At 63.8% G+C, this 25387-nt stretch carries 26 protein-coding genes and 1 riboswitch; of the genes, 17 read left to right on the forward strand and 9 right to left on the reverse strand.

Annotated features, from left to right (window positions below; genetic code table 11):
- Window positions 1–2: 2 nt before the first annotated feature.
- From pstA to phoB, 4 genes are read left to right on the forward strand one after another with little or no spacing between them, the layout of a single operon-like run.
- On the forward strand, window positions 3–854 hold the full coding sequence (pstA, locus tag XI03_RS11525; protein WP_028139783.1) for a phosphate ABC transporter permease PstA: 852 nt from the start codon (window positions 3–5) through the stop codon (window positions 852–854).
- Window positions 851–1669 carry a phosphate ABC transporter ATP-binding protein PstB gene (pstB, locus tag XI03_RS11530; protein ID WP_028139784.1) on the forward strand — a complete coding sequence of 273 codons (819 nt, stop codon included), beginning with the start codon at window positions 851–853 and terminating at the stop codon, window positions 1667–1669. The genes pstA and pstB overlap by 4 nt, the downstream gene beginning before the upstream one ends.
- A gap of 11 nt (window positions 1670–1680) precedes the next feature.
- Entirely contained in the window at window positions 1681–2397 is a 717-nt protein-coding gene (gene phoU, locus XI03_RS11535; protein WP_038946908.1) for a phosphate signaling complex protein PhoU, read from the forward strand.
- Between the two features lie 22 nt (window positions 2398–2419).
- Window positions 2420–3136 (forward strand): phosphate regulon transcriptional regulator PhoB, encoded by a 717-nt coding sequence (gene phoB / locus XI03_RS11540; protein WP_271592198.1) that lies wholly within the window; start codon window positions 2420–2422, stop codon window positions 3134–3136.
- Between the two features lie 239 nt (window positions 3137–3375).
- Here phoB and XI03_RS11545 read toward each other — a convergent pair whose 3' ends face one another.
- The gene (locus XI03_RS11545; protein WP_028139786.1) at window positions 3376–3888 is read right to left on the reverse strand and encodes a GcrA family cell cycle regulator; all 513 of its coding nucleotides are present in this window, start codon (window positions 3886–3888) and stop codon (window positions 3376–3378) included.
- Window positions 3889–4343: 455 nt separating this feature from the next.
- Here XI03_RS11545 and XI03_RS11550 point away from each other — a divergent pair, with 455 nt between their 5' ends.
- From XI03_RS11550 to XI03_RS11560, 3 genes are all read left to right on the forward strand, one after another.
- Complete coding sequence (locus XI03_RS11550; RefSeq protein WP_271592199.1) at window positions 4344–5552, forward strand: aspartate aminotransferase family protein; 1209 nt, start codon at window positions 4344–4346, stop codon at window positions 5550–5552.
- Entirely contained in the window at window positions 5552–6487 is a 936-nt protein-coding gene (gene argF, locus XI03_RS11555) for an ornithine carbamoyltransferase (protein WP_028139788.1), read from the forward strand. Before XI03_RS11550 ends, argF begins: the two co-directional genes overlap by 1 nt.
- 311 nt (window positions 6488–6798) lie before the next feature.
- The gene (locus tag XI03_RS11560; protein WP_271592200.1) at window positions 6799–7806 is read left to right on the forward strand and encodes an Hsp33 family molecular chaperone; all 1008 of its coding nucleotides are present in this window, start codon (window positions 6799–6801) and stop codon (window positions 7804–7806) included.
- Between the two features lie 1151 nt (window positions 7807–8957).
- Here XI03_RS11560 and apaG read toward each other — a convergent pair.
- Window positions 8958–9350 carry a Co2+/Mg2+ efflux protein ApaG gene (apaG, locus tag XI03_RS11565; RefSeq protein WP_026202434.1) on the reverse strand — a complete coding sequence of 131 codons (393 nt, stop codon included), beginning with the start codon at window positions 9348–9350 and terminating at the stop codon, window positions 8958–8960.
- 179 nt (window positions 9351–9529) lie between these two features.
- On the opposite strand from apaG, the gene XI03_RS11570 reads away from it, so the two are divergent.
- The 3 genes from XI03_RS11570 to XI03_RS11580 are packed head-to-tail and all read left to right on the forward strand — an operon-like array spanning window position 9530 to window position 12564.
- Window positions 9530–10780: an OpgC domain-containing protein gene (locus tag XI03_RS11570; RefSeq protein WP_028140907.1), complete on the forward strand. Its 1251-nt coding sequence runs from the start codon at window positions 9530–9532 to the stop codon at window positions 10778–10780.
- Entirely contained in the window at window positions 10780–11559 is a 780-nt protein-coding gene (locus tag XI03_RS11575; RefSeq protein ID WP_271592201.1) for an SGNH/GDSL hydrolase family protein, read from the forward strand. The genes XI03_RS11570 and XI03_RS11575 overlap by 1 nt, the downstream gene beginning before the upstream one ends.
- A gap of 12 nt (window positions 11560–11571) precedes the next feature.
- The gene (locus tag XI03_RS11580) at window positions 11572–12564 is read left to right on the forward strand and encodes an SGNH/GDSL hydrolase family protein (RefSeq protein WP_028140905.1); all 993 of its coding nucleotides are present in this window, start codon (window positions 11572–11574) and stop codon (window positions 12562–12564) included.
- A 115-nt stretch (window positions 12565–12679) separates the two neighbouring features.
- On the opposite strand, the gene XI03_RS11585 is transcribed toward XI03_RS11580, so the two are convergent.
- Entirely contained in the window at window positions 12680–13867 is a 1188-nt protein-coding gene (locus XI03_RS11585) for an O-succinylhomoserine sulfhydrylase (RefSeq protein ID WP_028140904.1), read from the reverse strand.
- Between the two features lie 74 nt (window positions 13868–13941).
- Window positions 13942–14021: riboswitch (SAM riboswitch) on the reverse strand.
- A gap of 80 nt (window positions 14022–14101) precedes the next feature.
- Here XI03_RS11585 and XI03_RS11590 point away from each other — a divergent pair.
- The 4 genes from XI03_RS11590 to XI03_RS11605 all read left to right on the forward strand — a co-directional run bounded on the left by XI03_RS11590 (window position 14102) and on the right by XI03_RS11605 (window position 18535).
- Window positions 14102–15238, forward strand: a complete 1137-nt coding sequence (locus tag XI03_RS11590) for a 2'-deoxycytidine 5'-triphosphate deaminase (RefSeq protein ID WP_095425038.1) — start codon at window positions 14102–14104, stop codon at window positions 15236–15238.
- Window positions 15239–15347: 109 nt separating this feature from the next.
- Window positions 15348–15764, forward strand: coding sequence for a PAS domain S-box protein (locus XI03_RS11595; protein ID WP_212477662.1), 417 nt, complete (start codon window positions 15348–15350; stop codon window positions 15762–15764).
- Between the two features lie 106 nt (window positions 15765–15870).
- On the forward strand, window positions 15871–16920 hold the full coding sequence (locus tag XI03_RS11600; protein WP_271592202.1) for a hypothetical protein: 1050 nt from the start codon (window positions 15871–15873) through the stop codon (window positions 16918–16920).
- Window positions 16921–17089: 169 nt separating this feature from the next.
- On the forward strand, window positions 17090–18535 hold the full coding sequence (locus XI03_RS11605) for an MATE family efflux transporter (protein ID WP_271592203.1): 1446 nt from the start codon (window positions 17090–17092) through the stop codon (window positions 18533–18535).
- Here XI03_RS11605 and XI03_RS11610 read toward each other — a convergent pair.
- The 6 genes from XI03_RS11610 to XI03_RS11635 all read right to left on the reverse strand — a co-directional run bounded on the left by XI03_RS11610 (window position 18532) and on the right by XI03_RS11635 (window position 22066).
- On the reverse strand, window positions 18532–19011 hold the full coding sequence (locus XI03_RS11610; protein ID WP_028140899.1) for a hypothetical protein: 480 nt from the start codon (window positions 19009–19011) through the stop codon (window positions 18532–18534). The two genes, XI03_RS11605 and XI03_RS11610, sit on opposite strands and share 4 nt — an antisense overlap.
- A gap of 123 nt (window positions 19012–19134) precedes the next feature.
- Complete coding sequence (locus tag XI03_RS11615; RefSeq protein ID WP_028140898.1) at window positions 19135–19536, reverse strand: SRPBCC family protein; 402 nt, start codon at window positions 19534–19536, stop codon at window positions 19135–19137.
- A gap of 145 nt (window positions 19537–19681) precedes the next feature.
- A complete protein-coding gene (locus XI03_RS11620) occupies window positions 19682–20041 on the reverse strand; it encodes a VOC family protein (RefSeq protein ID WP_028140897.1) in 360 nt (119 codons plus the stop codon).
- A gap of 105 nt (window positions 20042–20146) precedes the next feature.
- Window positions 20147–20506 (reverse strand): hypothetical protein, encoded by a 360-nt coding sequence (locus tag XI03_RS11625; RefSeq protein WP_038947289.1) that lies wholly within the window; start codon window positions 20504–20506, stop codon window positions 20147–20149.
- Between the two features lie 131 nt (window positions 20507–20637).
- Window positions 20638–21477: a helix-turn-helix transcriptional regulator gene (locus XI03_RS11630; protein ID WP_271592204.1), complete on the reverse strand. Its 840-nt coding sequence runs from the start codon at window positions 21475–21477 to the stop codon at window positions 20638–20640.
- Window positions 21478–21487: 10 nt separating this feature from the next.
- Window positions 21488–22066 carry a methylated-DNA--[protein]-cysteine S-methyltransferase gene (locus tag XI03_RS11635; RefSeq protein WP_028140895.1) on the reverse strand — a complete coding sequence of 193 codons (579 nt, stop codon included), beginning with the start codon at window positions 22064–22066 and terminating at the stop codon, window positions 21488–21490.
- 345 nt (window positions 22067–22411) lie between these two features.
- Between XI03_RS11635 and XI03_RS11640 the strand changes: the two genes are divergently transcribed.
- The 3 genes from XI03_RS11640 to XI03_RS11650 all read left to right on the forward strand — a co-directional run bounded on the left by XI03_RS11640 (window position 22412) and on the right by XI03_RS11650 (window position 25386).
- Window positions 22412–23530, forward strand: coding sequence for a site-specific integrase (locus XI03_RS11640; RefSeq protein ID WP_271592205.1), 1119 nt, complete (start codon window positions 22412–22414; stop codon window positions 23528–23530).
- A 113-nt stretch (window positions 23531–23643) separates the two neighbouring features.
- The gene (locus tag XI03_RS11645) at window positions 23644–24504 is read left to right on the forward strand and encodes a hypothetical protein (RefSeq protein WP_271592206.1); all 861 of its coding nucleotides are present in this window, start codon (window positions 23644–23646) and stop codon (window positions 24502–24504) included.
- A 645-nt stretch (window positions 24505–25149) separates the two neighbouring features.
- Window positions 25150–25386, forward strand: a complete 237-nt coding sequence (locus XI03_RS11650; protein ID WP_271592207.1) for a hypothetical protein — start codon at window positions 25150–25152, stop codon at window positions 25384–25386.
- Window position 25387: the final 1 nt, after the last annotated feature.

Here is a 25387-nt window from a genome sequence, read left to right on the forward strand (position 1 = left end):
TCATGGCGCTCAATCCGATCTATTCGCGTCGTCGCCGCAAGGACATCGTCATCCGCGGGCTCTGCTTCGCCGCGGCCGCCTTCGGCGTCACCTGGCTCGCGCTGATCCTGATCACGTTGCTCTTCAACGGCCTGGCCGGCCTCAATCTTGAGATCTTCGTCGCGGATACGCCGCCGCCGGGTTCGACCGAGGGCGGCCTGCGCAACGCGATCGTCGGTTCGATCATCATGACGTTGATCGGCGTCGGCATCGGCGCGCCGCTCGGCCTGTTCGCCGGCACCTACCTTGCCGAATACGGCCGCAACGACCGGCTGACCTCGGTGATCCGCTTCATCAACGACATCCTGCTCTCGGCGCCCTCGATCATCATCGGCCTGTTCATCTATGGCGCGGTGGTGGTGCCGATGCGTGGCTTCTCCGCGATCGCGGGCGCGCTGGCGCTCGCCGTCATCGTGATCCCGGTCGTGCTGCGCACCACCGAGGACATGCTGCTGCTGGTGCCGAATCCGCTGCGCGAGGCGGCCTCGGCGCTCGGCCTGCCGCGCTCGCTGGTGATCAAGCGTATCGCCTATCGTGCGGCCCGGTCGGGCCTCATCACCGGCGTGCTGCTCGCCACCGCCCGCGTCGCCGGCGAGACCGCGCCGCTGCTCTTCACCGCGCTGTCGAACCAGTTCTTCAGCCTCGGCCTGAACAAGACGATGGCCAATTTGCCGGTCACCATCAACAACTTCGTCCAGAGCCCCTACGCCTATTGGAAGCAGCTCGCCTGGAGCGGCGCGCTGCTGATCACGCTCACCGTGCTTGCCCTGAACATTGGCGCGCGCATCCTCGGCGCCGAGAGGACTGCAAAATGACCGACCTGTCCGTTTCCATGAGTTCCAACGCTCATCTGGCCTCGCAGCCGCTGCCGGAAGCTCCGGCCAAGGTGACGGTGCGCAATCTCAATTTCTATTACGGCGAGCACCACGCGCTGAAGAACATCAACCTGACGCTGGGCGCCAACCGTGTCACGGCGTTCATCGGCCCGTCGGGCTGCGGCAAGTCGACCCTGCTGCGCATCTTCAACCGGATGTACGACCTCTATCCGGGCCAGCGCGCCACCGGCCAGCTCATGCTGGACCAGACCAACATCCTCGACCCCAGGCTCGACCTCAATCTGCTGCGCGCCCGGGTCGGCATGGTGTTCCAGAAGCCGACGCCGTTCCCGATGACGATCTACGAGAACATCGCCTTCGGCATCCGCCTCTACGAGAAGATCTCGAAGTCCGAGATGGACGACCGCGTCGAGAAGGCGCTGCGCGGCGGCGCGCTGTGGAACGAGGTCAAGGACAAGCTCAACGCCTCCGGCCTGTCGCTCTCCGGCGGCCAGCAGCAGCGCCTGTGCATCGCCCGCACCGTCGCAGTGCGGCCCGAGGTGATTCTGTTCGACGAGCCCTGCTCGGCGCTCGATCCGATCTCGACCGCCAAGGTCGAGGAGCTGATCCAGGAGCTGTCCGAGAACTACACGATCGCGATCGTCACGCACAACATGCAGCAGGCGGCGCGCGTCTCCGACAAGACCGCCTTCATGTATCTCGGCGAGCTGATCGAGTTCGACGACACCAGCAAGATCTTCACGTCGCCGAGCGACCGGCGCACGCAGGATTACATCACCGGCCGGTTCGGCTGAGGAGACGCGACATGGGTACTGAACATACCGCAAAAGCTTTCGACACCGACCTCCAGGAGCTCACCCGCCTGGTCGCCGAGATGGGCGGCATCGCCGAACGCATGATCGTCGATTCCGTCGGCGCGCTGATCCGCCGCGACGTCGCGCTCGGCCAGCGCGTCGTCACCATCGATGCCGAGCTCGACGCGTTGCAGAAGCGCATCGAGGAACGCGCCGTGCTCACCATCGCCCGCCGCCAGCCGATGGCGGTGGATTTGCGCGAGATCGTCGGCGCCATGCGCGTTGCGACCGACCTCGAGCGCATCGGCGACCTCGCCAAGAACATGGGCAAGCGCGTCGCCGCGCTGGAGACCGACTTCCATCCGCTGAAACTGTTCCGCGGCCTGGAGCACATGACCGACCTCGTGCAGCAGCAGGTCAAGTCGGTGCTGGACGCCTATGCCGCACATGATCTGCCGGCGGCGATGGCGGTGTGGAAGGGCGACGAGGAAGTCGACGCGATCTGCACCTCGCTGTTCCGCGAGCTCCTCACCTACATGATGGAGGATCCGCGCAACATCTCGTTCTGTATCCATCTGATGTTCTGCGCCAAGAACATCGAGCGGATCGGCGACCACGCCACCAACATCGCCGAGACCGTGTTCTACATGATCGAAGGCCAGGCGATCACCGACAAGCGGCCGAAGGGCGACATGACCACCTTCGCCACGACGGTCCCGAATACCTGAAGACTCAAGGAGCGACGACCCGATGGGCGCACGCATTATGGTGGTTGAGGACGAGGAAGCTCTCACCGAGCTGCTTCGCTACAACCTCGAAGGCGACGGCTATGACGTCGAGACGGTGATGCGCGGCGACGACGCCGACACCCGCCTCAAGGAGCACATCCCGGACCTGATCGTGCTCGACTGGATGCTGCCGGGCCTGTCGGGCATCGAGCTGTGCCGGCGGCTGCGGACCCGGCCCGACACCAAGCAGCTGCCGATCATCATGCTCACCGCGCGCGGCGAGGAGAGCGAGCGGGTGCGGGGACTTGCGACCGGCGCCGACGACTACATCGTCAAGCCGTTCTCGGTGCCGGAGCTTTTGGCGCGCGTGAAGGGCCTGCTGCGCCGCGCCAGTCCTGAGCGGCTCGCGACAGTGCTGGCCTATGGCGACATCGAGCTCGACCGCGACAAGCGTCGCGTGGCGCGCTCGGGCCGGCCGATCGATCTCGGTCCGACCGAATATCGCCTGCTGGAGTTCTTCCTGGAGCATCCGGGCCGCGTGTTCTCGCGCGAGCAGCTGCTCGACAGCGTCTGGGGCCGCGACATCTACATCGATGAGCGCACCGTCGACGTCCATATCGGCCGCCTGCGCAAGCTGCTCAATCTCGGCCGCGAGCAGGACCCGATCCGCACCGTCCGCGGCGCCGGCTACGCGCTCGACGATCGCTTCGCGAAGGCGGAACAGACGGAGGCTCGGTGAGCTGCGGCCACACTCTCGGTGTCGTCCCGGACAAGCGTCAGCGCAGATCCGGGACCCATAACCACGGGGAGTAGTGATCTCGAGAAAAAGGTAACTCCGAGTCCCGTAACCACATCTCGCGGTGGTTATGGGTCCCGGATCTGCGCGCGCTTGGGGCGCGCTTGTCCGGGACGACATCGGATGTGTCGAGCCGTCACTCGTATGACGGCGCCGTCTTTGCAGTCACTGAACCAGCTAACTCAGCGCGGACCCGGCTTTGCCGGGGCACGCCGGCGATCCGCCGCCGGCTGATACGCCACGCGCGAGTGCTGGGCGCAGTAGGGCAGGCCGGACAGCGCCCTGCCGCCGCAGAAGAAGAAATCCGGGCTGGAGGGATCGCCGACCGGCCAATGGCAGGTGGCCTCGTTCAGCTCGAGCAGCGACAGCCGCTGGCTCATCGGCACCACGTTGTCGTAGGTGACCGGTTCGGCCTCCACCTCGACCTCGAAGGCCTGCGCCAGCGCGGTGTTGCCGCGCGCAATGGGGCGGGTCACCCGCATCATGTGCTGCGCGGGACGCGCCTTGCGCGGCCGGGGCGCTGCCGATGAAGGGCTCTTGGCACGGCCGGACAGACCGAGCCTGTGCACTTTGCCGATCACGGCATTGCGGGTCACATTGCCGAGTTCAGCTGCGATCTGGCTGGCCGAAAGTCCGGCCTCCCAGAGCTTTTTCAGCTGCTCGACGCGATCGTCGGACCAGGTCAAAACCGTCATTGCACCCTTTCCCTCGCTACGCGCCGCCATCCTGGGGCCTCGCAGCGATTGCCTAAGCCTTCAAAAACCCGTGCCGTCAGAATCCCTTAAGGCTCGCCGGGCGCGTGACTGACGCCCGAACGTTTACGCCGGTACAAGAGGACTCTTGGGATCAGAACCGCTGCACGAGATGTCGTATCTGACAATCCAAACGCTACAATATGGCGTGACTCCCGCGCAAGAGTCCGCCGACTCGCTTCCACATGTTCCGTGGTGAAAACCCGCAAAATCGGCACCGCAAGACTACGGATTCAGCGTTTCCCGAGGCTTTCCGGGCGGCATTGACACCCGTCTTGCCAGGCATAAGATAGTCGCGCGTGCCGCCCTTAAAAGGCGGCACGTTTCGTTTTCCGGGCCGGTCGATGGTGCGTTGCGCAATGCACGCGTCACACCGTCCGCAACATTCAAGTGACATCATGACTAACAGCGCAGCGCCGCATTTGCTCCCCGTTTTCGCCAGAGCCGACCTCGGCTTCGAGCGCGGCGAAGGCTGCTGGCTGATCGCGACCAATGGCGATCGCTATCTCGATTTCACCTCGGGCGTGGCTGTGAATGCGCTCGGCCATTGCCACCCGCATCTGATCAAGGCGTTGCAGGAGCAGGCGACGAAGCTCTGGCACATGTCGAACCTGTTCCAGAGCCCGGATGGCGAGAAGCTCGCCAACCGGCTTTGCAACGAGAGCTTTGCCGACTTCGTGTTCTTCTGCAATTCGGGCGCCGAAGCGCTGGAGGGTGTGATCAAGGTGGTCCGCCATCATCACTTCTCCAAGGGTCATCCGGAACGTTATCGCATCATCACCTTCGAAGGCGCCTTTCACGGCCGTACGCTGGCGACGCTCGCCGCGACCGGATCTGCAAAATATCTCGAAGGCTTTGGCCCGCCCATGGATGGCTTCGACCAGCTGCCGCATGGCGATATCGAGGCCGTCAAGAAGGCGATCGGCCCGCACACCGCCGGCATCCTGATCGAGCCGATCCAGGGCGAGGGCGGCGTGCGCTCGGCAACGCCGACCTTCCTCAAGGCGTTGCGCCAGCTCTGCGACGAGAAGGGCCTGCTGCTCGCCTTCGACGAGGTGCAGACCGGCATGGGCCGCAGTGGTGATCTGTTCGCGTATCGGCGCACCGGCGTCACGCCGGATGTGATGTCGCTGGCGAAGGCGCTTGGCGGCGGCTTCCCGATCGGCGCGGTGCTGGCGACCGCGGATGCGGCCGACGGCATGGGGCCCGGCTCGCACGGCTCGACCTTCGGCGGCAATCCGCTGGCGATCTCCGCGGCCAACGCGGTGCTCGACGTCATGCTCAAGCCCGGCTTCTTCGACCACGTGCAGAGAATGTCGCTGCTGCTGAAGCAGAAGCTTGCCTCCGTGATCGACCGTCATCCCGATGTCGTCAGCGAAGTGCGCGGCGAAGGCCTCCTGATCGGCATCAAGGCCGTGGTGCCCTCCGGCGATCTGGTCGCGGCCCTGCGTCACGAAAAGCTGCTCACTGTCGGGGCCGGCGACAATGTCGTGCGTTTCCTGCCGCCGCTGATCGTGACCGAAGCCGAGATCGAGGACAGCGTCGGGCGGCTCGAGCGCGCCTGCGCCGCAATCTCGTCCAGCCAGACCAAGCGGGCGGCAAGCTGATGAGCAAGTCCCCCAATAAAACTCCAAAGCACTTCCTCGATATCAACGAGCTGCCGCTGTCGGAGCTCAAGCGCATGCTTGCAGCTTCGTCCGCGATGAAGGCGAAGCAGAAGGCGCAGCAGCCGGTCAGGCCGCTCGAAGGCAAGACGCTGGCGATGATCTTCGAGCGCCCGTCGACCCGGACACGCGTGTCGTTCGACGTCGCGATGCGTCAGCTCGGCGGCGAGCCCATCATGCTCACCGGTGCCGAGATGCAGCTCGGCCGCGGCGAGACCATCGCCGACACCGCGCGCGTGCTGTCGCGCTATGTCGACGCCATCATGATCCGCATCCTCAACCACGATGCGCTGCTGGAGCTCGCGGCCAACGCCACCGTGCCGGTCATCAACGGCCTGACGCGGCGCTCGCATCCCTGCCAGGTGATGGCCGACCTCATGACCTATGAGGAGCATCGCGGCCCGATCGAGGGCAAGACGGTGGCCTGGACCGGCGACGACAACAACGTGCTGGCGTCCTGGGCTCACGCCGCCGAGCGCTTCAAGTTCCAGCTCAATGTCGCAACCCCGCCGGAGCTCGCGCCGAAAAAGGCGATGCGCGACTTCATCAAGGCGACCGGCGCGCCGATCATGCTCGGCACCGATCCGGAAGCCGCCGTGCGCGGCGCCGACTGCGTCGTCACCGACACCTGGGTGTCGATGGGCGACAAGGAAGGCGAGCACCGCCACAACGTGCTCAAGCCCTATCAGGTCAACGGCAAGCTGATGTCGCTGGCCAAGCCCGACGCGCTGTTCATGCACTGCCTGCCCGCCCATCGCGGCGAGGAGGTCACGGATGAAGTGATCGACGGTCCGCAATCGGTCGTGTTCGACGAGGCCGAAAATCGCCTGCACGCGCAGAAGGGCATTCTGGCCTGGTGTTTTGACGCGGTGAAGTAGCTTCGCTGGAGGCCCGGCGATCACCTCACATACGGTGTCGTCCCGGACAAGCGCAGCTTCTGGCAACGCGTAGCGTTGTCCAGAACGGAGCGCCGATCCGGGACCCATAGCCACAGGACTGAGTTTGGCGAGGACTCGGAGTTGTCAGCTCGCGCCATCACGTCATCCCGTGGTTATGGATCCCGGGCTCGCGCTTCGCGCGCCCCGGGACGACACCGAGTTTGAGGTTGCTTCGTTCAGTTCGACTTGTATCCGGAACACACCGCCCGCACCCCCTTCCATTTCCGCCCTCCGACCCCAGATAACGCCCCATGGTTTCCCAATCCCCTGAGATGAAAGCCGGCCCCGAAGGCCCGGTTCGCGCGCCATCAGCGGTTCCGATCGATGACGCCGTGTTGCCCTACGAGGTCGACGCGCTCGACGTGCGCGGGCGCCTGGTGCGGCTTGGCCCGGCGCTCGACGAGATCCTGAGCAAGCACGATTATCCGGCGCCGGTCGGCAAGCTGCTCGGCGAGGCCATCGTGCTGACGACGCTGCTCGGCACCGCGCTGAAATTCGAGGGCCGCTTCATCCTGCAGGCCCAGACCGACGGCCCGGTGTCGTTCCTGGTCGTCGACTACATGGCACCGGATCGCCTGCGGGCCTATGCGCGCTTCGATGCCGCGCGTCTTGGCGATACCAGGGATTCCGGCACGCTGCTCGGCCGCGGTCATCTCGCCATGACCATCGACCAGGGCCCCGACATGAGCCGCTACCAGGGCCTGGTCGCGCTCGACGGCGGCAGCCTGGAAGACGCCGCTCACGAATATTTCCTGCGCTCCGAGCAGATCCCGACGCGCGTGCGCCTCGCGGTCGGCGAGGAGTGGCGTTCGAACGACGGCGGCAAGCATCGCTGGCGCGCCGGCGGCATGCTGATGCAATTTCTGCCGAAGGCGCCCGAGCGCGCGCGGCAGGCCGATCTGCATCCCGGCGATGCCCCCGATGGCGTCGAGGTGCACAGCGTTGCCGAAGACGATGCCTGGGTCGAGGCGCGTTCGCTGATCGAGACCGTCGAGGACGTCGAGCTGATCGATCCCGAGCTCTCCGGCGAGCGGCTGCTGTTCCGCCTGTTCCACGAGCGCGGCGTACGCGTGTTCAATCCGATGGTGCTCAAGGCGCAATGCTCCTGCTCGCGCGATGCGGTCGCCTCGATGCTGAAGAGCTTTTCGCCCGACGATCGCGCGGCGATGGTGAAGGACGACAAGGTCGTCGTCACCTGCGAGTTCTGCTCGTCGGTGTACGATTTTACGCCGGACGAGGCCGGCGTGGAGGACGCGTAATTCGCAGGCGCTTGGCGAGCTCTCGTAGCTTCGTAGGGTGGGCAAAGCGAAGCGTGCCCACGATCTGCGTGTGACTGGGAGAATTCGTGGGCACGTCGCGCAAGAGCGCGCCTTTGCCCACCCTACGGCACCGCGCCTGTGTCGCCCTCTGTCAATCCTTGTCACCAAAAATATTCCACTTTGCCGAAATTCGGTTTCGGCGTATGAATTGCGCATCCCGGCTCACCAAGAGGGGCGATCATGTGTCGTCACGCATCGCGAGCCGGGCTTGCGGTGGACGCGGCAGCGTCGGCACGAGAGGTGCGGGCAGGGCGGGTAGTCCCTGTGAGTCCGAGGCTTCGTGCAGACGAGCGGCGCTGCTAGGCTTCGTCTCGTCTGTAAGTTTCCGGCTTCGTCGACGGGGCCAGGAAAAACTGCGGCGAAATGGCGGGCCGCGCGTACGGCAAAACCGTGTGGTCCTGGCCGTCGTTGCCACGGTCAAGTCCTGCGAAGGTGCGAGCGAGCCCAACCGGGCGGACTGCATCATCCAATTCGCGGGGCGAGGGAGGCCAGAAGGAATGGTCGGCTCCCGGGAGATCACGGCATAAGCCGTCCAGCCACTGCGCAGGGAAGGCCGAGTGTTCGGCACCACCTGTATGCTGCTGTGCGGTTCTTCTTGCGCGTGCATTTCGCGCAGCGGACCGCGGGTGCGAGCCGGCACCCGGTCTTCCCTGCGCCCTCTTGGCTAATGAGGGTGAGCGATGAAGCAAAGCTCGGGCGAATTGAGCCGCGAGAACGCAAAGGCGTGTCTGCAAGCTTGAGCTGCCTGCCACAAGCTCAATCTCGTAGGGTGGGCAAAGCGCAGCGTGCCCACGTCTTTGTTGCTTATCGATGGAGATCGTGGGCACGGCGCTTAAGCGCCTTTGCCCACCCTACGGCACTGCCGCTGGGATCTGCATTGGAGCATCGCAACGACGACGTGGAGAATGCGTGCGCCACACTCTGCTCTCGTGCCCCGGACGCAGCGCACCGCTCCCGGCGATGCGAAGCATCGTCCGGTGCGGTGCGCTGCAGAGCCGGGGCCCATCTCGCCGCGTGCCGGGCCGCCCCTGGGTCCCGGCTCTGCGCAGCAACGCTTCGCGTTGCGGCGCGTCCGGGACACGAGCGAGGCCCTAATTCAACACCCGCTTGTTGTCGGGACTATCAAGCGAAAACGCGGGAACGTCGATCTCGAAGCGCTCGCCGCTTTCGGTGACCATCTGGTAGCGGCCGGTCATGAAGCCGGAGGCGGTCGAAAGCGGGACGCCGGAGGTGTATTCGAAGCGCTCGCCGGGGGCCAGGATCGGCTGCTCGCCAACCACGCCCTCGCCCTTGACCTCCTGCTGGCGGCCGGAGGCATCGGTGATGATCCAGTGCCGCGTCTTGAGCTGCACGGTCTCCTCGCCCGAATTGACGATGACGATGGTGTAGGACCAGAAGTAGCGGGAGCGGTCGGCCGACGACTGCTCCGGAACAAAGTTCGGCTCGACGGTCACTTCGATCTGGCGGGTCACGGCGCGGTACATGGTTGCTATCATACCGAAATCCGGCGCTGGAACCAAACGCCGGAGGCGGCTTTGGCGACATCGTCCCGCCAGAATTCGAGGGGAATGACACCCGGACGTGATCCGGCCGCTTTGCGAGACGACGACCGGACCGGTACACTTCTCGACGTCGCGATTTGCGCAAGGGTTTTTAGGCCCCGATGACCATTGCCGACCAAGTGACGGGATCGACGATCGCGGGAACCGCCAAGCCCGCGGGGGCGAAGCCGCGCGCGAGGGCGCCGGCCATCACGCTGCCTGCCATCGGCGAGCGCGAACTCCGGCTCGACCTGTTCCGCGGGCTGGCGCTGTGGCTGATCTTCATCGACCATCTGCCGCCGAGTCTGCTGACCTGGTTCACGATCCGCAATTACGGCTTCAGCGACGCCACCGAGATCTTCATCTTCATCTCCGGCTACACCGCCGCCTTCGTCTACGGAAGGGCGATGCTGGAGAGCGGCGTCGTCATCGCCACCGCGCGCATCCTGCGCCGGGTCTGGCAGATCTACGTCGCCCACGTCTTCCTGTTCACGATCTTCCTCGCCGAAATCTCCTACGTCGCGACCAGGTTCGAGAACCCGCTCTACACCGAAGAGATGGGTATCATGGATTTCCTCAAGCAGCCCGACGTCACCATCGTGCAGGCGCTGCTGCTGCGCTTCCGTCCCGTCAACATGGACGTGCTGCCGCTCTACATCGTGCTGATGCTGGCACTGCCGCTGATCCTGTGGTCGATGAAATGGCGTCCCGACGTCACGCTCGGCCTCTCGGTCGCGCTCTACGCGGTCACCTGGGAATACGATCTTTACCTGTCGGCCTATCCTAACGGCTTCTGGGCCTTCAATCCCTTCGCCTGGCAATTGCTGTTCGTCTTCGGTGCATGGTGCGCGCTCGGAGGTGCGCGACGGATGTCGCGTATCCTGGCTTCGCCGGTGACGATGTGGATCTCGATCGCCTATCTCGCCGCGGCGTTCTACGTGACGCTGACCTGGTACGTGCCGCAGCTCTCCCAATTCATGCCGAAGCGGGTCGAGCAGTGGATGTATCCGATCGACAAGACCGATCTCGACGTGCTGCGCTTCACGCATTTCCTGGCGCTGGCCGCGCTCACCGTGCGCTTCCTACCCCGGGATTGGCCGGGCTTGAAATCGCGCTGGCTGCGACCATTGATTCTATGTGGCCAGCATTCTCTCGAGATATTCTGCCTCGGTGTCTTCCTGGCCTTCGCCGGGCATTTCATTCTCGCCGAAGTCTCCGGCGGGGCAGCCATGCATGCGCTGATTAGTCTCTCCGGGGTCCTGATCATGTGGGGCGTGGCCTGGGTGATTTCGTGGTACAAGCGCGTGGCTGACAAGAGCGGTGCGAAAACCAAAAACGCCGTCGGCAACGCCGATCTGGCGGGAGGGGGCTGATGAAGGCGAAGGTTCTCCTGAGCCTGGTCCTGCTATGCGGTAGCCTCGCCGCGCCTGTGGCGTGGGCGGGCGATGCTGCGCCTGGCGCTGCCACCGCGCCCGCGGCGTGCGAATTGCCGTCCTATCTGCTTACCAGCGAAAGCCAGCTTCCCAAGGTTGCCGAGGCCATCAAGGCCGGCAAGCCGCTCGAAATCCTGGTCATCGGCAGCCGCTCGACCACGATTCCGTCCTCGGAGGGCAGCTCCTATCCGGCGCGCATGGAAGCGGTTCTGAAGGAAAAGCTGCCGCCGTCGGAAGCGGTGCACGTCTCCGTAGAAATACAGAGCAAGCGAACGGCGGAGGAGGCCGCCTCGACCTTCGTTAAGCTGATGGAAGCAAAAACGCCTACTTTGGTCGTCTGGCAGACCGGGACCGTGGATGCCATCCGATCCATCGATCCCGACGAATTTCGCAGCGCAGTCACCGAGGGGGTTATTGCGTTGCAAAAGGCAGGGGCCGACGTCGTCTTGATGAATTTGCAGTACAGCCCGCGTACCGAAACGATGATCTCGGCCCAGCCATTTCTCGATAATATGCGCGTCGTGGCGCAGGAGCATGATATTCCGCTGTTCGATCGCTTCACGATCATGCGGCAGTGGAATGATCAGGGTCAGTTCGACCTGTTCAGCCCGTCCCGCGGGCCCGAACTGGCGAAGCAGGTTCATGATTGCCTTGGCCGGGCGTTGGCACAGTTCGTGATCGACGCAGCCCATCTGGAGCCGGCCCAGCAGCAAAATTGAGGTCTAGCGTTAATGAGTTCTCTCCGCCCTTTTTGCCTGACGGCATGGCTGGCCGCGCCTGCAGCAGCAGTGCTGTTGTTGCTGGCGCCGGCCCCGCAGTCCCATGCGCAGACGCAAGCCGCACAGGCGACGCCCGCACCCGCGCAGTCGGCTGATCCCGCGCCCGCCTCGCCCTCACAGACCAATGTCGCCGCAACCTCTCCCGAGCAGCGCGGCATCACCGCGCGCGCCATCGACAAGGTGAAACAGGTCGCCAAATCCGCCGGCGACGTCTTCAACCGCGTGCCCTGCCTGCCGCCGAAGGGCGGCTCCAAGGCGATGGGCTCGCTGCCGCATGTCGCGGGCAAGCTCGTCGCCGGCCAGCCCGTCCTCATCGTCGCGTTCGGCTCGTCGTCGACCGCAGGATTCGGCGCGAGCTCGCCGGAGTTCAATTATCCGAATCGTCTTGCCGCCCAGCTGCGCCGCCATTATCCGACCGCCGACATCACCGTCGTCAATGCCGGCGTCGGCGGCGAGGATGCGCCCGAGATGATGAAGCGTCTCCAGACCCAGGTGATCGACGTGCATCCGGATCTCGTGATCTGGCAGGTCGGCACCAACGCGGTGCTGCGCAATCTCGATCCCGGCGACACCGCCAAAATGGTCGAGGACGGCATCAGCCGCATCCAGGCCGCCGGCGGCGCCGACATCGTGCTGGTCGATCCGCAATATTCGCCGGCCGTCAACCAGCGCGGCGAAAGCGCCGGCAAGATGGTGAAGCTGCTCGGCAAGGTCGCCGAGCTTCGTCACGTCGGCATCTTCCCGCGCTTCGAGGTGATGCGCGACTGGCACGAGAACCAATCGATTCCGGTCGAGAGCTTCGTCATCGCAGACGGCCTGCACATGAACGATTGGGGCTACGCCTGCTTCGCGCAGCTGCTCGGCGACGACATCATCCGCTCGGTGGGGCAGATCAAGCTGGGCGTGAACGTGCCGGGGGATGTGCGGACCTATCGGCCGATGTAGGCACGCTGCCGTAGGGTGGGCAAAGGCGCAAAGCGCCGTGCCCACCACCTCGTCGTTGTAATCGAGAACGGTGGGCACGCTTCGCTTTGCCCACCCTACGATTGCGAATACGTGGCTACGCCTTCTCCAGCGCCGCCGTCAGATCCTCGATCAGATCATCGGCATGCTCGAGCCCCGCGGAGAAGCGGATAAAACCTTCGCTGATGCCGAGCGCGGCGCGGTCCTCCGGCTTCAGACGCTGATGCGTCGTGGTCGCCGGATGCGTGACGAGGCTCTTGGCGTCGCCGAGATTGTTCGAGATCTTCGCCAGCTTCAATTCGTTGAGCACGCGGAACGCCGCAGCCTTTCCGCCCTTGACCTCGAAGCCGACCAGCGTCGAGCCGCCACGCATCTGCTTCTTCACCAGCGCTGCCTGCGGATGATCGGCGCGGCCCGGGAAAACCAGCCGCGAGATCTTCGGATGGCTCGCGAGCACGTCGGCGATGCGCGCGGCGGTGTCGGTCTGCGCGCGCACGCGTACGCCCAGCGTCTCCAGGCCCTTGAGCAGGACCCAGGCGTTGAACGGCGAGATCGACGGGCCGGTCTGGCGCATGAAATTGTGGATGTGCTCGGCGATGAAGGCTTCCGACGACAGGATGATGCCGCCGAGGCAGCGACCCTGGCCGTCGATATGCTTGGTCGCGGAATAGACCACGACGTCGGCCCCGAGCGCGAGCGGGCTCTGCCAGATCGGCGTCGCGAACACGTTGTCGACGACGAGCCGCGCGCCGCCCTTGTGCGCGATCTCGGCAATCCCGGGAATGTCGAGCACGTCGAGCGTCGGGTTGGTCGGGCTCTCCAGGAAGAACGTCTTGGTGTTCGGCCTGACGGCGCGCTGCCATTGGTCGAGATCGAGACCGTCGACCAGCGTGGTCTCGATGCCGTAGCGCGGCAGCAGGTCCTGGATGACGTAGAGGCACGAGCCGAACAGGGCGCGGGAGGCCACGACGTGGTCGCCGGCCTTGAGCGGCGCCAGGATCGCCGTCGTCACCGCGGCCATGCCGGTCGCCGCCGAGCGGGCGGCTTCGGCGCCTTCGAGCTCGATCATGCGGCGCTCGAACATCGCGATGGTGGGATTGGAGTAGCGCGAATAGATGAAGCCCGGATCCTCGCCCTTGAACCGCGCCTCGCATTGCTCCGCGGTGTCGTAGACGTAGCCCTGGGTCAGGAACAGCGCCTCCGACGTCTCGCCATATTGCGAGCGCAGGGTGCCGGAATGGACCAGGCGGGTTTCGGGACGGTAGTTGGTGGTCGACTTCGACATAGGTACCTCCGACATGACCGTCTCGTCGAAAACGGTCACAAAAAAACCGGCCTGGATATCTCCACGGGCCGGGATCACAGAGGTCCCCGGCCTGTTTAGCGACTTATTTAACGTGGCTGCAAGCCGGCCGGCTCAAATCACCACGGGATAAGTGATGCTCATATTCCGCAATGCCCTTTCCGTCAAGGCGTCCATCGGATAGCCGTAAAAGGCTTGTATTTCCGGCATGTCCGGATGCATCTGACCCCTGATGAGGACCCCCGGTTGACGTTCACGGTCGCGCCCGACGCCAATGGTATCCTGCCCGACCGCATGATCGCGGCGATGGCGGCGGCGGGTCTCATCCTGCCCGCCTATGACTTCGTCGAGAGCCAGATCCAGCCGGCGAGCCTCGATCTGCGTCTCGGCGACATCGCCTATCGCGTCCGCGCCAGCTTCCTGCCCGGTCCCGGCGCCACCGTCGCCGAGCGCATCGACGAATTGAAGCTGCACGAATTCAGCCTCGCCGACGGCGCGGTGCTGGAGACCAACTGCGTCTACATCGTGCCGCTGCTGGAGAGCCTCGCGCTGCCGCCGGAGATCGTCGCGGCTGCGAACCCGAAGAGCTCCACCGGCCGGCTCGACGTCTTCACCCGGGTCATCGCCGACGGCACCCGCCGCTTCGACATGATCGGCGCCGGCTATCACGGCCCGCTCTATGCCGAGATCAGCCCGAAGACGTTTCCGGTGCTGGTCAGCGAGGGCTCGCGTCTGTCGCAGGTGCGCTTCCGCACCGGTGACGCCATCCTCAATGCCGACGAGCTCGATGCGCTTCATGCCGCCGAGCGCCTCGTCGATATCGACGATGCCGATCTCTCCGGCGGCGTCGCCGTCTCCGTCGATCTCTCCGGCGAGAAAGCGAACGGCTTCGTCGGCTACCGCGCCAAGCGCCACACCGGTGTGGTCGACGTCGATCGTCGCGCCGGCTATTCCGTCGAGGACTTCTGGGAGCCGATCTCGGCCCGCCCGGACGGCAGCCTGATCCTCGATCCCGGCGAGTTCTACATCCTGGCCTCGAAGGAAGCCGTGCAGGTGCCGCCCGACTACGCCGCGGAGATGGTGCCGTTCGATCCGCTGGTCGGCGAATTCCGCGTGCACTATGCCGGATTCTTCGATCCCGGCTTCGGCTATGCCGGCGCGGGCGGGCTAGGATCGCGCGCCGTGCTCGAAGTGCGTTCGCGCGAAGTGCCGTTCATCCTCGAGCACGGCCAGATCGTCGGCCGCCTCGTCTACGAGAAGATGCTGGCCCGTCCCGACGCGATGTACGGCCAACGCATCGGCTCCAACTACCAGGCCCAGGGCCTCAAACTATCGAAGCATTTTCGCGTGTAGCCCGATCCTGTAGCCCGGATGGAGCGCAAGCGTAATCCGGGGCAGTCTCACTCGTGGCACGATCCCGGATTACGCTCCGCTCCATCCGGGCTACATGCGAGGTGACGACATGAGCAACCCATCCGAACTCGACGCAAGGATCGCCGAAGACGTCGCGGATGCGCTGATCTATTCGGACCGCTCCGGCACGATCATGCGATGGAACCGCGCAGCGACGGCCCTGTTCGGCTTCTCCGCAGCGGAAGCGCTGGGCCAGAATCTCGACCTGATCATTCCCGAGCATCTGCGCGCCGCGCACTGGAAGGGCTTTGAAGCTGCGCTGGCCAGCGGCAGCATGAAGCTTGCGGGCAGGCCGACACTGACCCGCGCGCTGCACAAGAGCGGTCGCAAGCTCTACATCGAGATGACCTTCGCGCTGGTGCGGGATTCCGGCGGCAACGTCCTGGGATCGGTGGCGATGGCGCGCGATGTCACCGAACGGGTCGAGCGAGAGCGCGCGGCCAAGACGCCACCGCAAACTTCGTGATGCGGAATTGGCAGGTGGCCACGCAGGGCGCTCTGCACGGGCGTCATGTTGCCTGCCGGAAGGTGCGGTGACACACTCGATCGCAACACGATCGGGAGCGAAACGAATGACCGCCGCAGCTGACGCCGCGCAGGAAGCTCAATGGAAGCACTGGCGTGCGGTCGCCGACCTCTACCACGCCTATTTCACCGGCCTCATTCTCACCGTCGTCACGCGGCGCGGCACGGCGGATGCAGCGGAGTTCGTCTTCCGCGTGTTCCGCCGCCAGCAGGAGCGCTTCCTGCCGGGCTTGCGGAAGCTCGGGATCGATCATCTGCCGCCGGCGGTGGCGGCCGCGCAATATCACTATCTCTCGAACTGGATCGGCGGCGTGCATGTCGAATACATGTATGAGAGCGACGCCAAGGCCTGGATCCGCTATCCGCCGCCGCGCTGGATCTGGAAAGGCACGGCGATCTGCGGCGTGCCGGGCGAGGTTTCCCGCGCCATGTTGCGGGGATGGCACGCCAATAATGGCGTCGCACTCGGCGATCTCAGGCTCGGCTTCGTCTGCACCAAGCAGAGCGTCGACGGCCAGGACGGGCTGGAAGGCTACTACCACCAGTACGATCATCCGCTCGAGCTGGATCAGCGCCTGGTGTTCGCGCGGCATCTGGAAGCGCCGCTGTTCGATGCGAAGACTGCGCCGGCTTTGCCGGTTGCGAGCTGGCCGAAGCCGCGCCTCGAAAAAGCCTATCGCAACTACGCGATGGAATATGTGCGCACGGCGGCGCCCGTGATGGTGCAGCTGTTCGGCCCGGAAGACGCCGGCTATCTGCTGCACCTCACCGGCAAGCTGATCGGCATGCAATATTTCGACGAGGTCGCGGCGGCACTGGCGATGAGCCGCGGCGGGGCAAGCGAATTCGCGTCGTTCCTGAACGCGCTGTTCGCGGCGCAGGATGACGCGGCCGAGACCGCGCAATCCGAAGGCGCGTTCGAAATCCGCCAGCGGAGCTGGAAGCTGATGGACGACGTCGCCGACTATCACGGCGCCTGCGCCAGGGTGCTGGAGGGATTGTTCGAAGGCCTGGCTGCGGGATGCGGGCGGCACATCGGCGTGCGCATGCGCGCTGCTGCTGGCGGCCGCGCGCCGCTGGTCTGGACGATCGAATAGCCTTCATCCATCGAAATGCGCTGCCGCAGGGCACGCCTGCAGCTGGCGCAGGTGGAATCGCTGCGAGCCGTGCTAACAAGCCTCTCGCCGCGCCTTCTGCGCGAAGAAAATAATCGGCACACCTACGTATTGCCGCGCCGCAAATGGCGCCCCCTGCCCCGGAGAGGACATGTCCGACATCGCCGAAATCCCGGTCGATGAGCAAGAGCGTCCGCTGCCGCCGCCCCCGCGGCCGCTACGAAGCGCGCTTGTAGACGGGCCGATCCTGCGCACGTTGCTCTCTCTCGCCTGGCCCAACGTGATCGCGCTCTCGGCCGGCACCTGTACGGTGATCGCGGAGACCTCCTATATCGGCCGGCTCGGCGTCGAGGCGCTGGCGGCGATGGCGCTGGTGTTTCCGACAATCATTCTGACCATGACGATGTCGGGCGGCGCCATGGGTGGTGCGGTGGCTTCCGCCATCGCCCGCGCGCTCGGCGCCGGGAACCGCGAACGCGCCGCCACGCTCGCCGCGCATGCGATCCTGATCGGCATCAGCTTCGGCCTCGTCTTCATGCTGGGCATGCTGATCTTCGGGCCGCGGGTGCTGGAAATGCTCGGCGGCCGCGGCGACGTGCTGACCCACGCTGTCGCCTACACGCAGGTATTTTTCGGCGGCGCCGTGCTGCCCTGGCTGCTCAACACCATGGCCGGCGTGCTGCGTGGCACCGGCAACATGAAGCTGCCGTCGTTCCTGATCCTCAACTCGGCGGCCTGGCAGATCGTGCTCGGCGGCACGCTGGGCCTCGGGCTCGGGCCGGTGCCGCAGTTCGGCATGCGCGGCGTCGCGGCCGGCGCGCTGATCGCCTATTCCATGAACATCGGCATCATGGGCTGGTACCTGTTCTCCGGTCGCGCGCGGGTTACACCGAAGCTGCGCGGCCTGCGCATTCAGTGGGCGATGTTTTTCGACATCCTGAAGGTCGGCGCGATCGCCTGCTTCTCGCCGCTGCAATCGGTGCTGACGATCTCGATCTTCACCCACATGCTGGCGAAGTTCGGCACCGCGATCCTCGCCGGCTACGGCATTGGCGCGCGGCTCGAATTCCTGCTGACCTCTATCGCATTTTCGTTCGGCATCGCCTGTGTGCCGATGGTGGGGATGGCGATCGGCGCAGGCAACATTGCGCGCGCGCGGCGCGTCGCCTGGATCGCCGGTGCATCCGCATTCGTGGCCGTCGGCGCGCCGGCATGCGTCGTTGCGATGTTCCCCGATCTCTGGATCAACATCTTCACCGACAGCGCAGCCGTGCGCGCGGCGAGCCATCAATATCTCTCGACGGTCGGACCGTTCTACGCCTTTTTCGGCATTGCCACGACGATGTATTTCTCCTCGCAAGGCGCGGCCAAGGTGATCGGGCCGGTGCTGGCGCAGACGGCGCGGCTGATCTACATCTCGGCGGCCGGCTGGTGGCTGTCGACACACGGGGCGACCGCGCAGAGCTTCTTCTGGCTGGCCGCAAGCTCGATGGTCGTGCTCGGCCTGCTCTCATTCTCCAGCGTGGTGCTGACGCGCTGGGGACCGCGCGCGAACAAGGCTGCGATCAGGCCGGCTCTCTCTCGCGCCGCCGATTAGCGATGCCTGTGGCGGCGATGGCCGCTACCGCCGCCGACATTGGCGAGCCGCATCAATTGCGGGATCATCGCCATCATGTCGCCGCCTCCGGCACCACCGAGCATGCCCATGATGTCGCCGCCACCAACGCCGCCATAACCGGCCGGCATGGTGCCGCCCCCCATCGGGGTGTAGCCGCCGTAATTGGGTGCGCCAAAGCCGCCGCCGAGATGGCCGCCGGACAGGCCACCGAGGCCGCCGCCGCCGTTCTCCATCATGCGGCTCATCATCGGGCCCATGGTCTGCATCATCATGGCGAAGCGGCGCTTGCCCATCTTCGCCTTCATCATCTCCAGCATCGGGGCCATCTGGGTCATCATGTCCTCGCCGCCGGCACCTCCGCCGCCGAGGAACTGCGCCTTCGCCGGCGAGCTCGCGACTGAAAACAGCAGCAGCACGGCGGCCGCCTGGCAAATCACCTTGTCCGCACCTCGCATGGCATGCTCCTCGCGTGCGTCGCGCCGCCGGGAGAGCGGAGCCAACCGGACGCACGCCGCGATGGTTACGGCTGGCGAGGGCGGAGCTCTGTGAGAAAACTCACAGAGCCGCGTGGACCGCCGCTAGGCTGCAGCGGGCGGAAACGCTTTATGTATCGCAACGACGGCGTCCTTGGTCTGGCCCTGGACGTAGGCTGCAAGCTCGTTCGGCAGCATGTCGATGATCCACACCAGGCGGCTTCTCCGGTCGCCGTCGGCGATCACCTGCACCGAGGCGCTGTAATGCTGCAGCCGCTCGTTGTTGATGGCATAGACGAGGCGCTGCCGCGCGTCGTCGCAATCGACCAGCACCTCGCGCGCCACCGAACCGTTGGCGAAGGTGACGATACGCGCATCGCCGTCGATCGTGCAGGCGGTGACGAAGCCGGGTGCCAGCCGTTCATGCAGCGCGCCGAAATCGCGCACCGCATCCCAGACGTCGCGTGCCGGGGCATTGATGGAGATGTCGTTGTGGATGGAGGCCATCGGGGAATTCCTATGATGTGGAGTTCGTAGGGTGGGCAAAGGCGCGCTCTTCGCGCGCCGTGCCCACCATTCATCGGCGCTCTCGCACGCGATGGTGGGCACGCTACGCTTTGCCCACCCTACGAGTGCTCGTGCGCGGCGGCTTCTACACACAAACCGCCTCGACATTATTGCCATCGGGATCAATCAGGAACGCCGCGTAGTAGGTCGGGCTGTAATCCTTGCGCGGCCCGGCGCCGCCATTGTCGCGGCCGCCGCTCTTCAGGCCTTCGCTGTGGAACGCCTTGACCGCGTCATGATTTCCGGCGCGGAACGCGATGTGCGCGCCGTCGGCCTTCCGGCCCTTGTTCAGGTGCAGCCACAGCCCCGGCTCGCCCTTCGGCCCGAAGCCGGCATAGCCGTCGCCGCTGGAGCACAGGACGTAACCGAGCGGCGCCAGCACCGCGGTGTAGAAGCGCGTCGCGGCGTCGAGATCGGCAACGCGAAGCCCGATGTGGTCGTACATGGTCGTCTCCATTTGCAAAGCGCGCCGAAAATGGCGCGCGCCCGGAGACGACCCTAGTCGGGGTGGAGCGGGCGGCTCTTGGAGAATCTTGCGCTTGGCAGCCGGCTAATTCGCCGGAACCTCCGACTGCCACCGGATCACCCGTTTCAGGTGATAGACGTGAACCCACATGTTCGTTCCGATCACGCTGACCGTTGCGACGATCAGGGCCGTGAGCTTCTGCGGGTCATGAAGGGCGAGGACGAGCAGGAACGCGGACAGGGCCGCCGTGACGCCGAAGCTGAACCAGAGCCCGATGAGGCGTGGTGCAAACCAGGCCGGCTGACCGTCGGTGCCCCATTGCATCGGAATCCTGCGCGAGGTGATCTGGCGGCCATAATAGACGGCACAGCCGGCGATGAAGGCAAGACCAACGGCAAGCGCGATCAGTGTGGCCGCAATCACATCACTCGGGGCACTGTTCATCTGCCGGGTCGCCGCATTTCAAAGAGCGTTGATTCGCTCTTTGGTTGTAATATCGCGCGGCGTTCCGTAAGCCCAGTACGACGCGCCCGTCTGGTCAACAGACTATTACCCCACCATGCGGCCGACCTGTCTCAGTTGAGGACGAGGCGTTCGGCGAAGACGCTGCGCTCCCCGCGCGAGGCCTGGCGGAATTTGGTCGGCGATACGCCGGCAGCGCGGTGGAAGGTGCGGACGAAGTTGGAGAGATCGCCGAAGCCGACGTCATAGGCGACATCGGTGACCGCAATGTCGTCATCCGTGAGCAGCCGCGCTGCGTGCCGCAGCCGCGACCGCACCAGATATTGATGCGGGGTGACGCCGAGCACGCTCGAGAACTGCCGCAGGAAATGGAACGGGCTGAGGCCCGCCTGCTTTGCGGCCTGTTCGAGATCGACCTCGGCATGCGAATTGTCGTCGATCCAAAGTGCGGCCTCGACCGCGCGGCGGCGGTCGCGCGCGGTGGGGGTGGCCGGCTTGCGCGCCTTGCCCGAAACGACGTCGACAAAACGGCCGGCCAGGATCTGGCCGACCTCGTCGAGGCCAATATCGCTATTGCCATCTGCCGCCGTCTGGGCGAGCTCGCCCAGCACCATCAATTCGGGTAGCGGCGGCGTGGCGCCGACCTGCCAGACCTCGCCCCGCCCGCCGAGGGCATCGACCATGTCCGCGCTGAGGAAGAACGACAGGCAGACATCGCCGCTGACATGCTCATGCGTGCAGGTGTATTCCTCGCCGGGCGCGCCGACCAGCATCGAGCCCGCCACCAGTTCGAAGAAACCGGCGCGGCAATGGCAGCCAAAGCTGCCCGAGCGGACATAGGCGATGGAATGCCCAGTGCGGCATTCGGCAAATGGCGTATCGCCCGGTCCCGCGTCGCAGCGAAACTCGGAAACGATCATCGATTGTGACGTCAGCAGTGTGGTCGCGTCCATGCCGCCTTATCTAGGTGGACGGCCTTGGTGGGGCAACCGGCAGCAGCACCTCGAACAGCGTCTTGCTGGCGACGGGATGGGCGCCCTCGAGTGCCAGGAGCCGCCGCTTGGAGATCACCCCGCCATAAGGCGAGAGCCGATCGGTGTAATTGCCGGCCTCCAGTACCCGGTGGCAGGGCACGATCAGCATGTAGGGATTTCTGGCGATCGCCTGTGCCACCGAATGTGCCGCGCCTGAAGCCCCCAGCGCCTTGGCGACCTCGTGATAGGTGCGCGTCTCCCCGCGCGGAATGGAACAGGCGAACTCGTAGACGCGGCGGTTGAAGCCGGGCACCCCGCCGGCATCCAGGCTGACCTCGGAAAAATCGGGATCGTTGCCCTGCAGCAGGCTCACGATGCCGTCGATCGCAAGCTCGGCATTGTCGGAGGGGCGCTGCTCGCGCGCCTCGGGATGGACCGCAAAGATGCGGCGGCGGGTGTCGATCTCCCGCGCCTCCGGCAATTGCACGGCCACCACGCCGGTGCCGCTCCAGATGATGCCGCAGCGCCCGATCGCCGTGTCGAATATCGTATAGCCACGCCCCACCATGCACACGCCCCACTCAGTGCACGTCTCTCCCCAGACACGAGATCATAACACCGCCACAATCCGGCGCACCCAAAATCTTGCCAAGACGTTAATAACCGGCCGGCTGGCTGCGCCAAACTGCTTGGCGGGAGGCGCCGTCTCGGCTAATCAGGACGGGCGCGCAAGCCGCGCATCCGCGGGCGTAGTTCAATGGTAGAACGGCAGCTTCCCAATCTTTTGTGAAGCCTCTCCACCGTTCCACATAGTGCCCGTAAACCCCTTATTTTGCAGTGGTTTACGAGATTCGACCCGCATATACTTCGGCATGGTTATCCGCCTCAATCCACGTGAAAGGCGTGCCAAATCGTGCCAATTCTTGGACTCACAGATCTCACCGTCCAGTCACTGAAGCCTGGTCTGTACATGGACCGGAAGACGCCAGCTTTTGGCTTGCGTGTCGGCAAGCGCCGAAAGACCTGGATCGTCCTCAAAGAGCCCAACCGCACCAAAATTCGGTTGGGCCACTATCCTGACCTGAAGCTCGCAGAAGCGCGCCGCCGCGCCTTTGTCGCTCTCGGCACTCCCGTCGGGGAGAAGGAAATCAGCATTGAGTTCGAGCAAGCGAAGCTTGTCTTCATTTCGGAAAACTACAAAGGAAAAAGCGAGCGCACGAAATCCGAGACGCTTCGTCTCCTCAACCGCTTAGATTTTAGGTGCACGCTTGCTAACCTCGATGATGCGGCGATCGAACGTGAGCTTGGGAAGCTCGCCGATGTGCCCAGTGAGCAGCTTCACGCATTTCGTGCACTCCGCACGATGCTCCGATGGTGCACAAAGCCCCCCCACCGCTACATCAAGCGCAGTCCGCTCGAAGGTTATCCGGCTCCTGGGAAGGACAAGAAACGTAGCCGTGTCCTAAGCGAGGACGAGCTCAAGAAAATCTGGCAGGCATGCGAGGGCTTCTTTGGTGATATGATCCGCCTCATCATCCTGTGGGGGTGCCGCAACGGAGAGATAGGCCGGTTGCAACGAGCCTGGCGAGAAGACCGCGCAATCACGATCCCAGGCGAGTTTACTAAGAATGGACGCGCTCACGCCATTCCCATCCTCCCAATGGCGCGTGCGATCCTGGACCGGCAAGACAAGATGGGCGACAATTGGCGCGACAAAAACACCGACTACTTCTTCCCTGGCCACATCGAAGGCACGCACTTCAACGATGGCTCATGGGGCAAGCTGAAGAAAGAGCTCGACAAGCGATCAGGCGTGACTGGATGGCAAGTACGCGATCTTCGACGTACGTTCCGGTCGACGCTCGCACGCCTAGGCATTTCGCGGGAGATCGCGGAGATCATGCTCAACCACGTGACTGGCGGGGGCAAAACTGATCTCGACGAAATATACAATAGATATGACTATCTACCTGAGAAGCGGGCTGCGCTGCAGAAGCTCGAGGCTTACCTGAAGAAAGTAGCGGTTAGTTAGCGAGACCTAGGAAATCTGGGCGGACAGCCCATTCTGTTTCGAAGTTTGGGAGATGAGAGAGCCAACCGAGAACCTAACGTGGAAGCGGATATAGTTTTACGGGAGCGATAATTATGTCTTTGACCGATGTCGAAATTGCTGAGCCGATCTCAATTCGCGAAGCTGGATTCGACGAGTACTGGCTTCAAAAGCAGATTGCAGACAATCCGAGCTGTCTTGGATTGGGTGAATTGGAAACGATTGGGAAAGAGCGGCAGCAGTCATCAGGCGGGCGTTTGGACGTCTTGTTGAAAGATCCTGAAGATGACTCGATGTATGAAGTCGAGGTGATGCTCGGCGACACCGATGAAACTCATATCGTTCGGACAATTGAGTATTGGGACAACGAGAAACGAAAATGGCCGCAGCGACAACACTACGCCGTTCTGGTGGCCGAGCACATCAACCGTCGCTTCTTCAATGTCATACATCTGTTGAGCCACTCGATCCCCATGATCGCGATTCAAGTTTCTATGCTGAAGGTCAACGGATCGAGATCCGTGTTTTTTACGAAAGTGCTGGACACATACGAGGAAATTGATGACGGGACATCGCTTGATGATCGTGCTTACAATCGCGATGACTGGCTCAAGAAGGCTAAGTGGACGGTTGAAGCCGCGGACACGTTGCTGAACATTACGAAGCCGATCTTTGGGGATTCGGCGCTGAACTATTTGAAAGCCTATGTTGCGATTACTGTTAACGGCGATAACTATATGTGGCTCCACCGACGCACCTCGAACAAATCTCTCGTTGTGTTTCGCATGGCGCCGTCGCTGCAAGATGAAGCGGCCGGGCTTCTGGACGGAAAAAATATCACCTACGTACGAAAGACGAAGACCATTCGCTTGACGGTAGATAAGGAGATGGTTGCTCAGAACGCTGAGCTTTTTACTAGCATCGCCGCGTTCGTGAAAAAATCATGGGAGGGCTAATGCCCTGCCGAGTACGCTCTTCACGAGCGTCGCCGCGTCGGCTCGTACGTGCACGCATTGGTATGCCATCACACGATGCACAGCGCCAAGACAGCATGAGCGATTGACGGCGCAGGCCCGGGCCGACGCTTGTCGAATTCTACCGCTCGGCCCTTTACCTTCCATATACTGGCACGCTGCGCAGCAGCAGCCGTACTACGACAGGTATGATTACCTACTTGAGCGGCACGCTGCGCTGCAAAAGCTCGAAGCGCACCTGAAAAAGTTGCTCAAGTCTACGTCAATTTAAGATAGCATTGCGTGTCGGCTGACTAACAGCCGTCGCGACGGCTCCAACCCAACGGAGTCTAGCGATGTCTGAGAAATCAGTGGTCACATTCAAGCGTCTGCGTTCAGATTTCGGAATTCCTTACAGTCGTACTCACCTTGATCGCTTGGAGAAGGCGAAAAGATTTCCGCAGAGCTTTAAGCTCTCGAACTATCGCGGTTCGCCACGCGTCTGGTGGTCGCGCGAGGTTTCTGAATATTTGGAGAGATGTGCGAAGGCCAGGTCCGACGCTCCGAAGTAAGAGGAGCGGGCGGTCAGACACGGCCAGTATTCCAACACTGACCTCACGCTGACCGCCTCCTCTTGGGAGGCAACCCATGTTGACCAATATGCAGTTGGTCCGAGTGCTTATCGGCACGGCCGGTCTCTTCGTCGCCCTGGTCGGCACAATGTACATCGTCATGCCTTGGTGGTTCGAAAGCACCCGACCGACTGGCTACGTCATAACTGGTGTCGGCGTTGTTATGTGGCTCCAGGCCATACCAGTCTTGAAGGCTGCCGAACGCGCCGAAATGAAACAGTTGTTTCTTGATGAATTAAACAAGAAGAAATAGC

It is taken from the genome of Bradyrhizobium sp. CCBAU 65884 (genome assembly GCF_028128835.1).
GTDB classification, from domain to species: Bacteria; Pseudomonadota; Alphaproteobacteria; order Rhizobiales; family Xanthobacteraceae; genus Bradyrhizobium; species Bradyrhizobium ottawaense.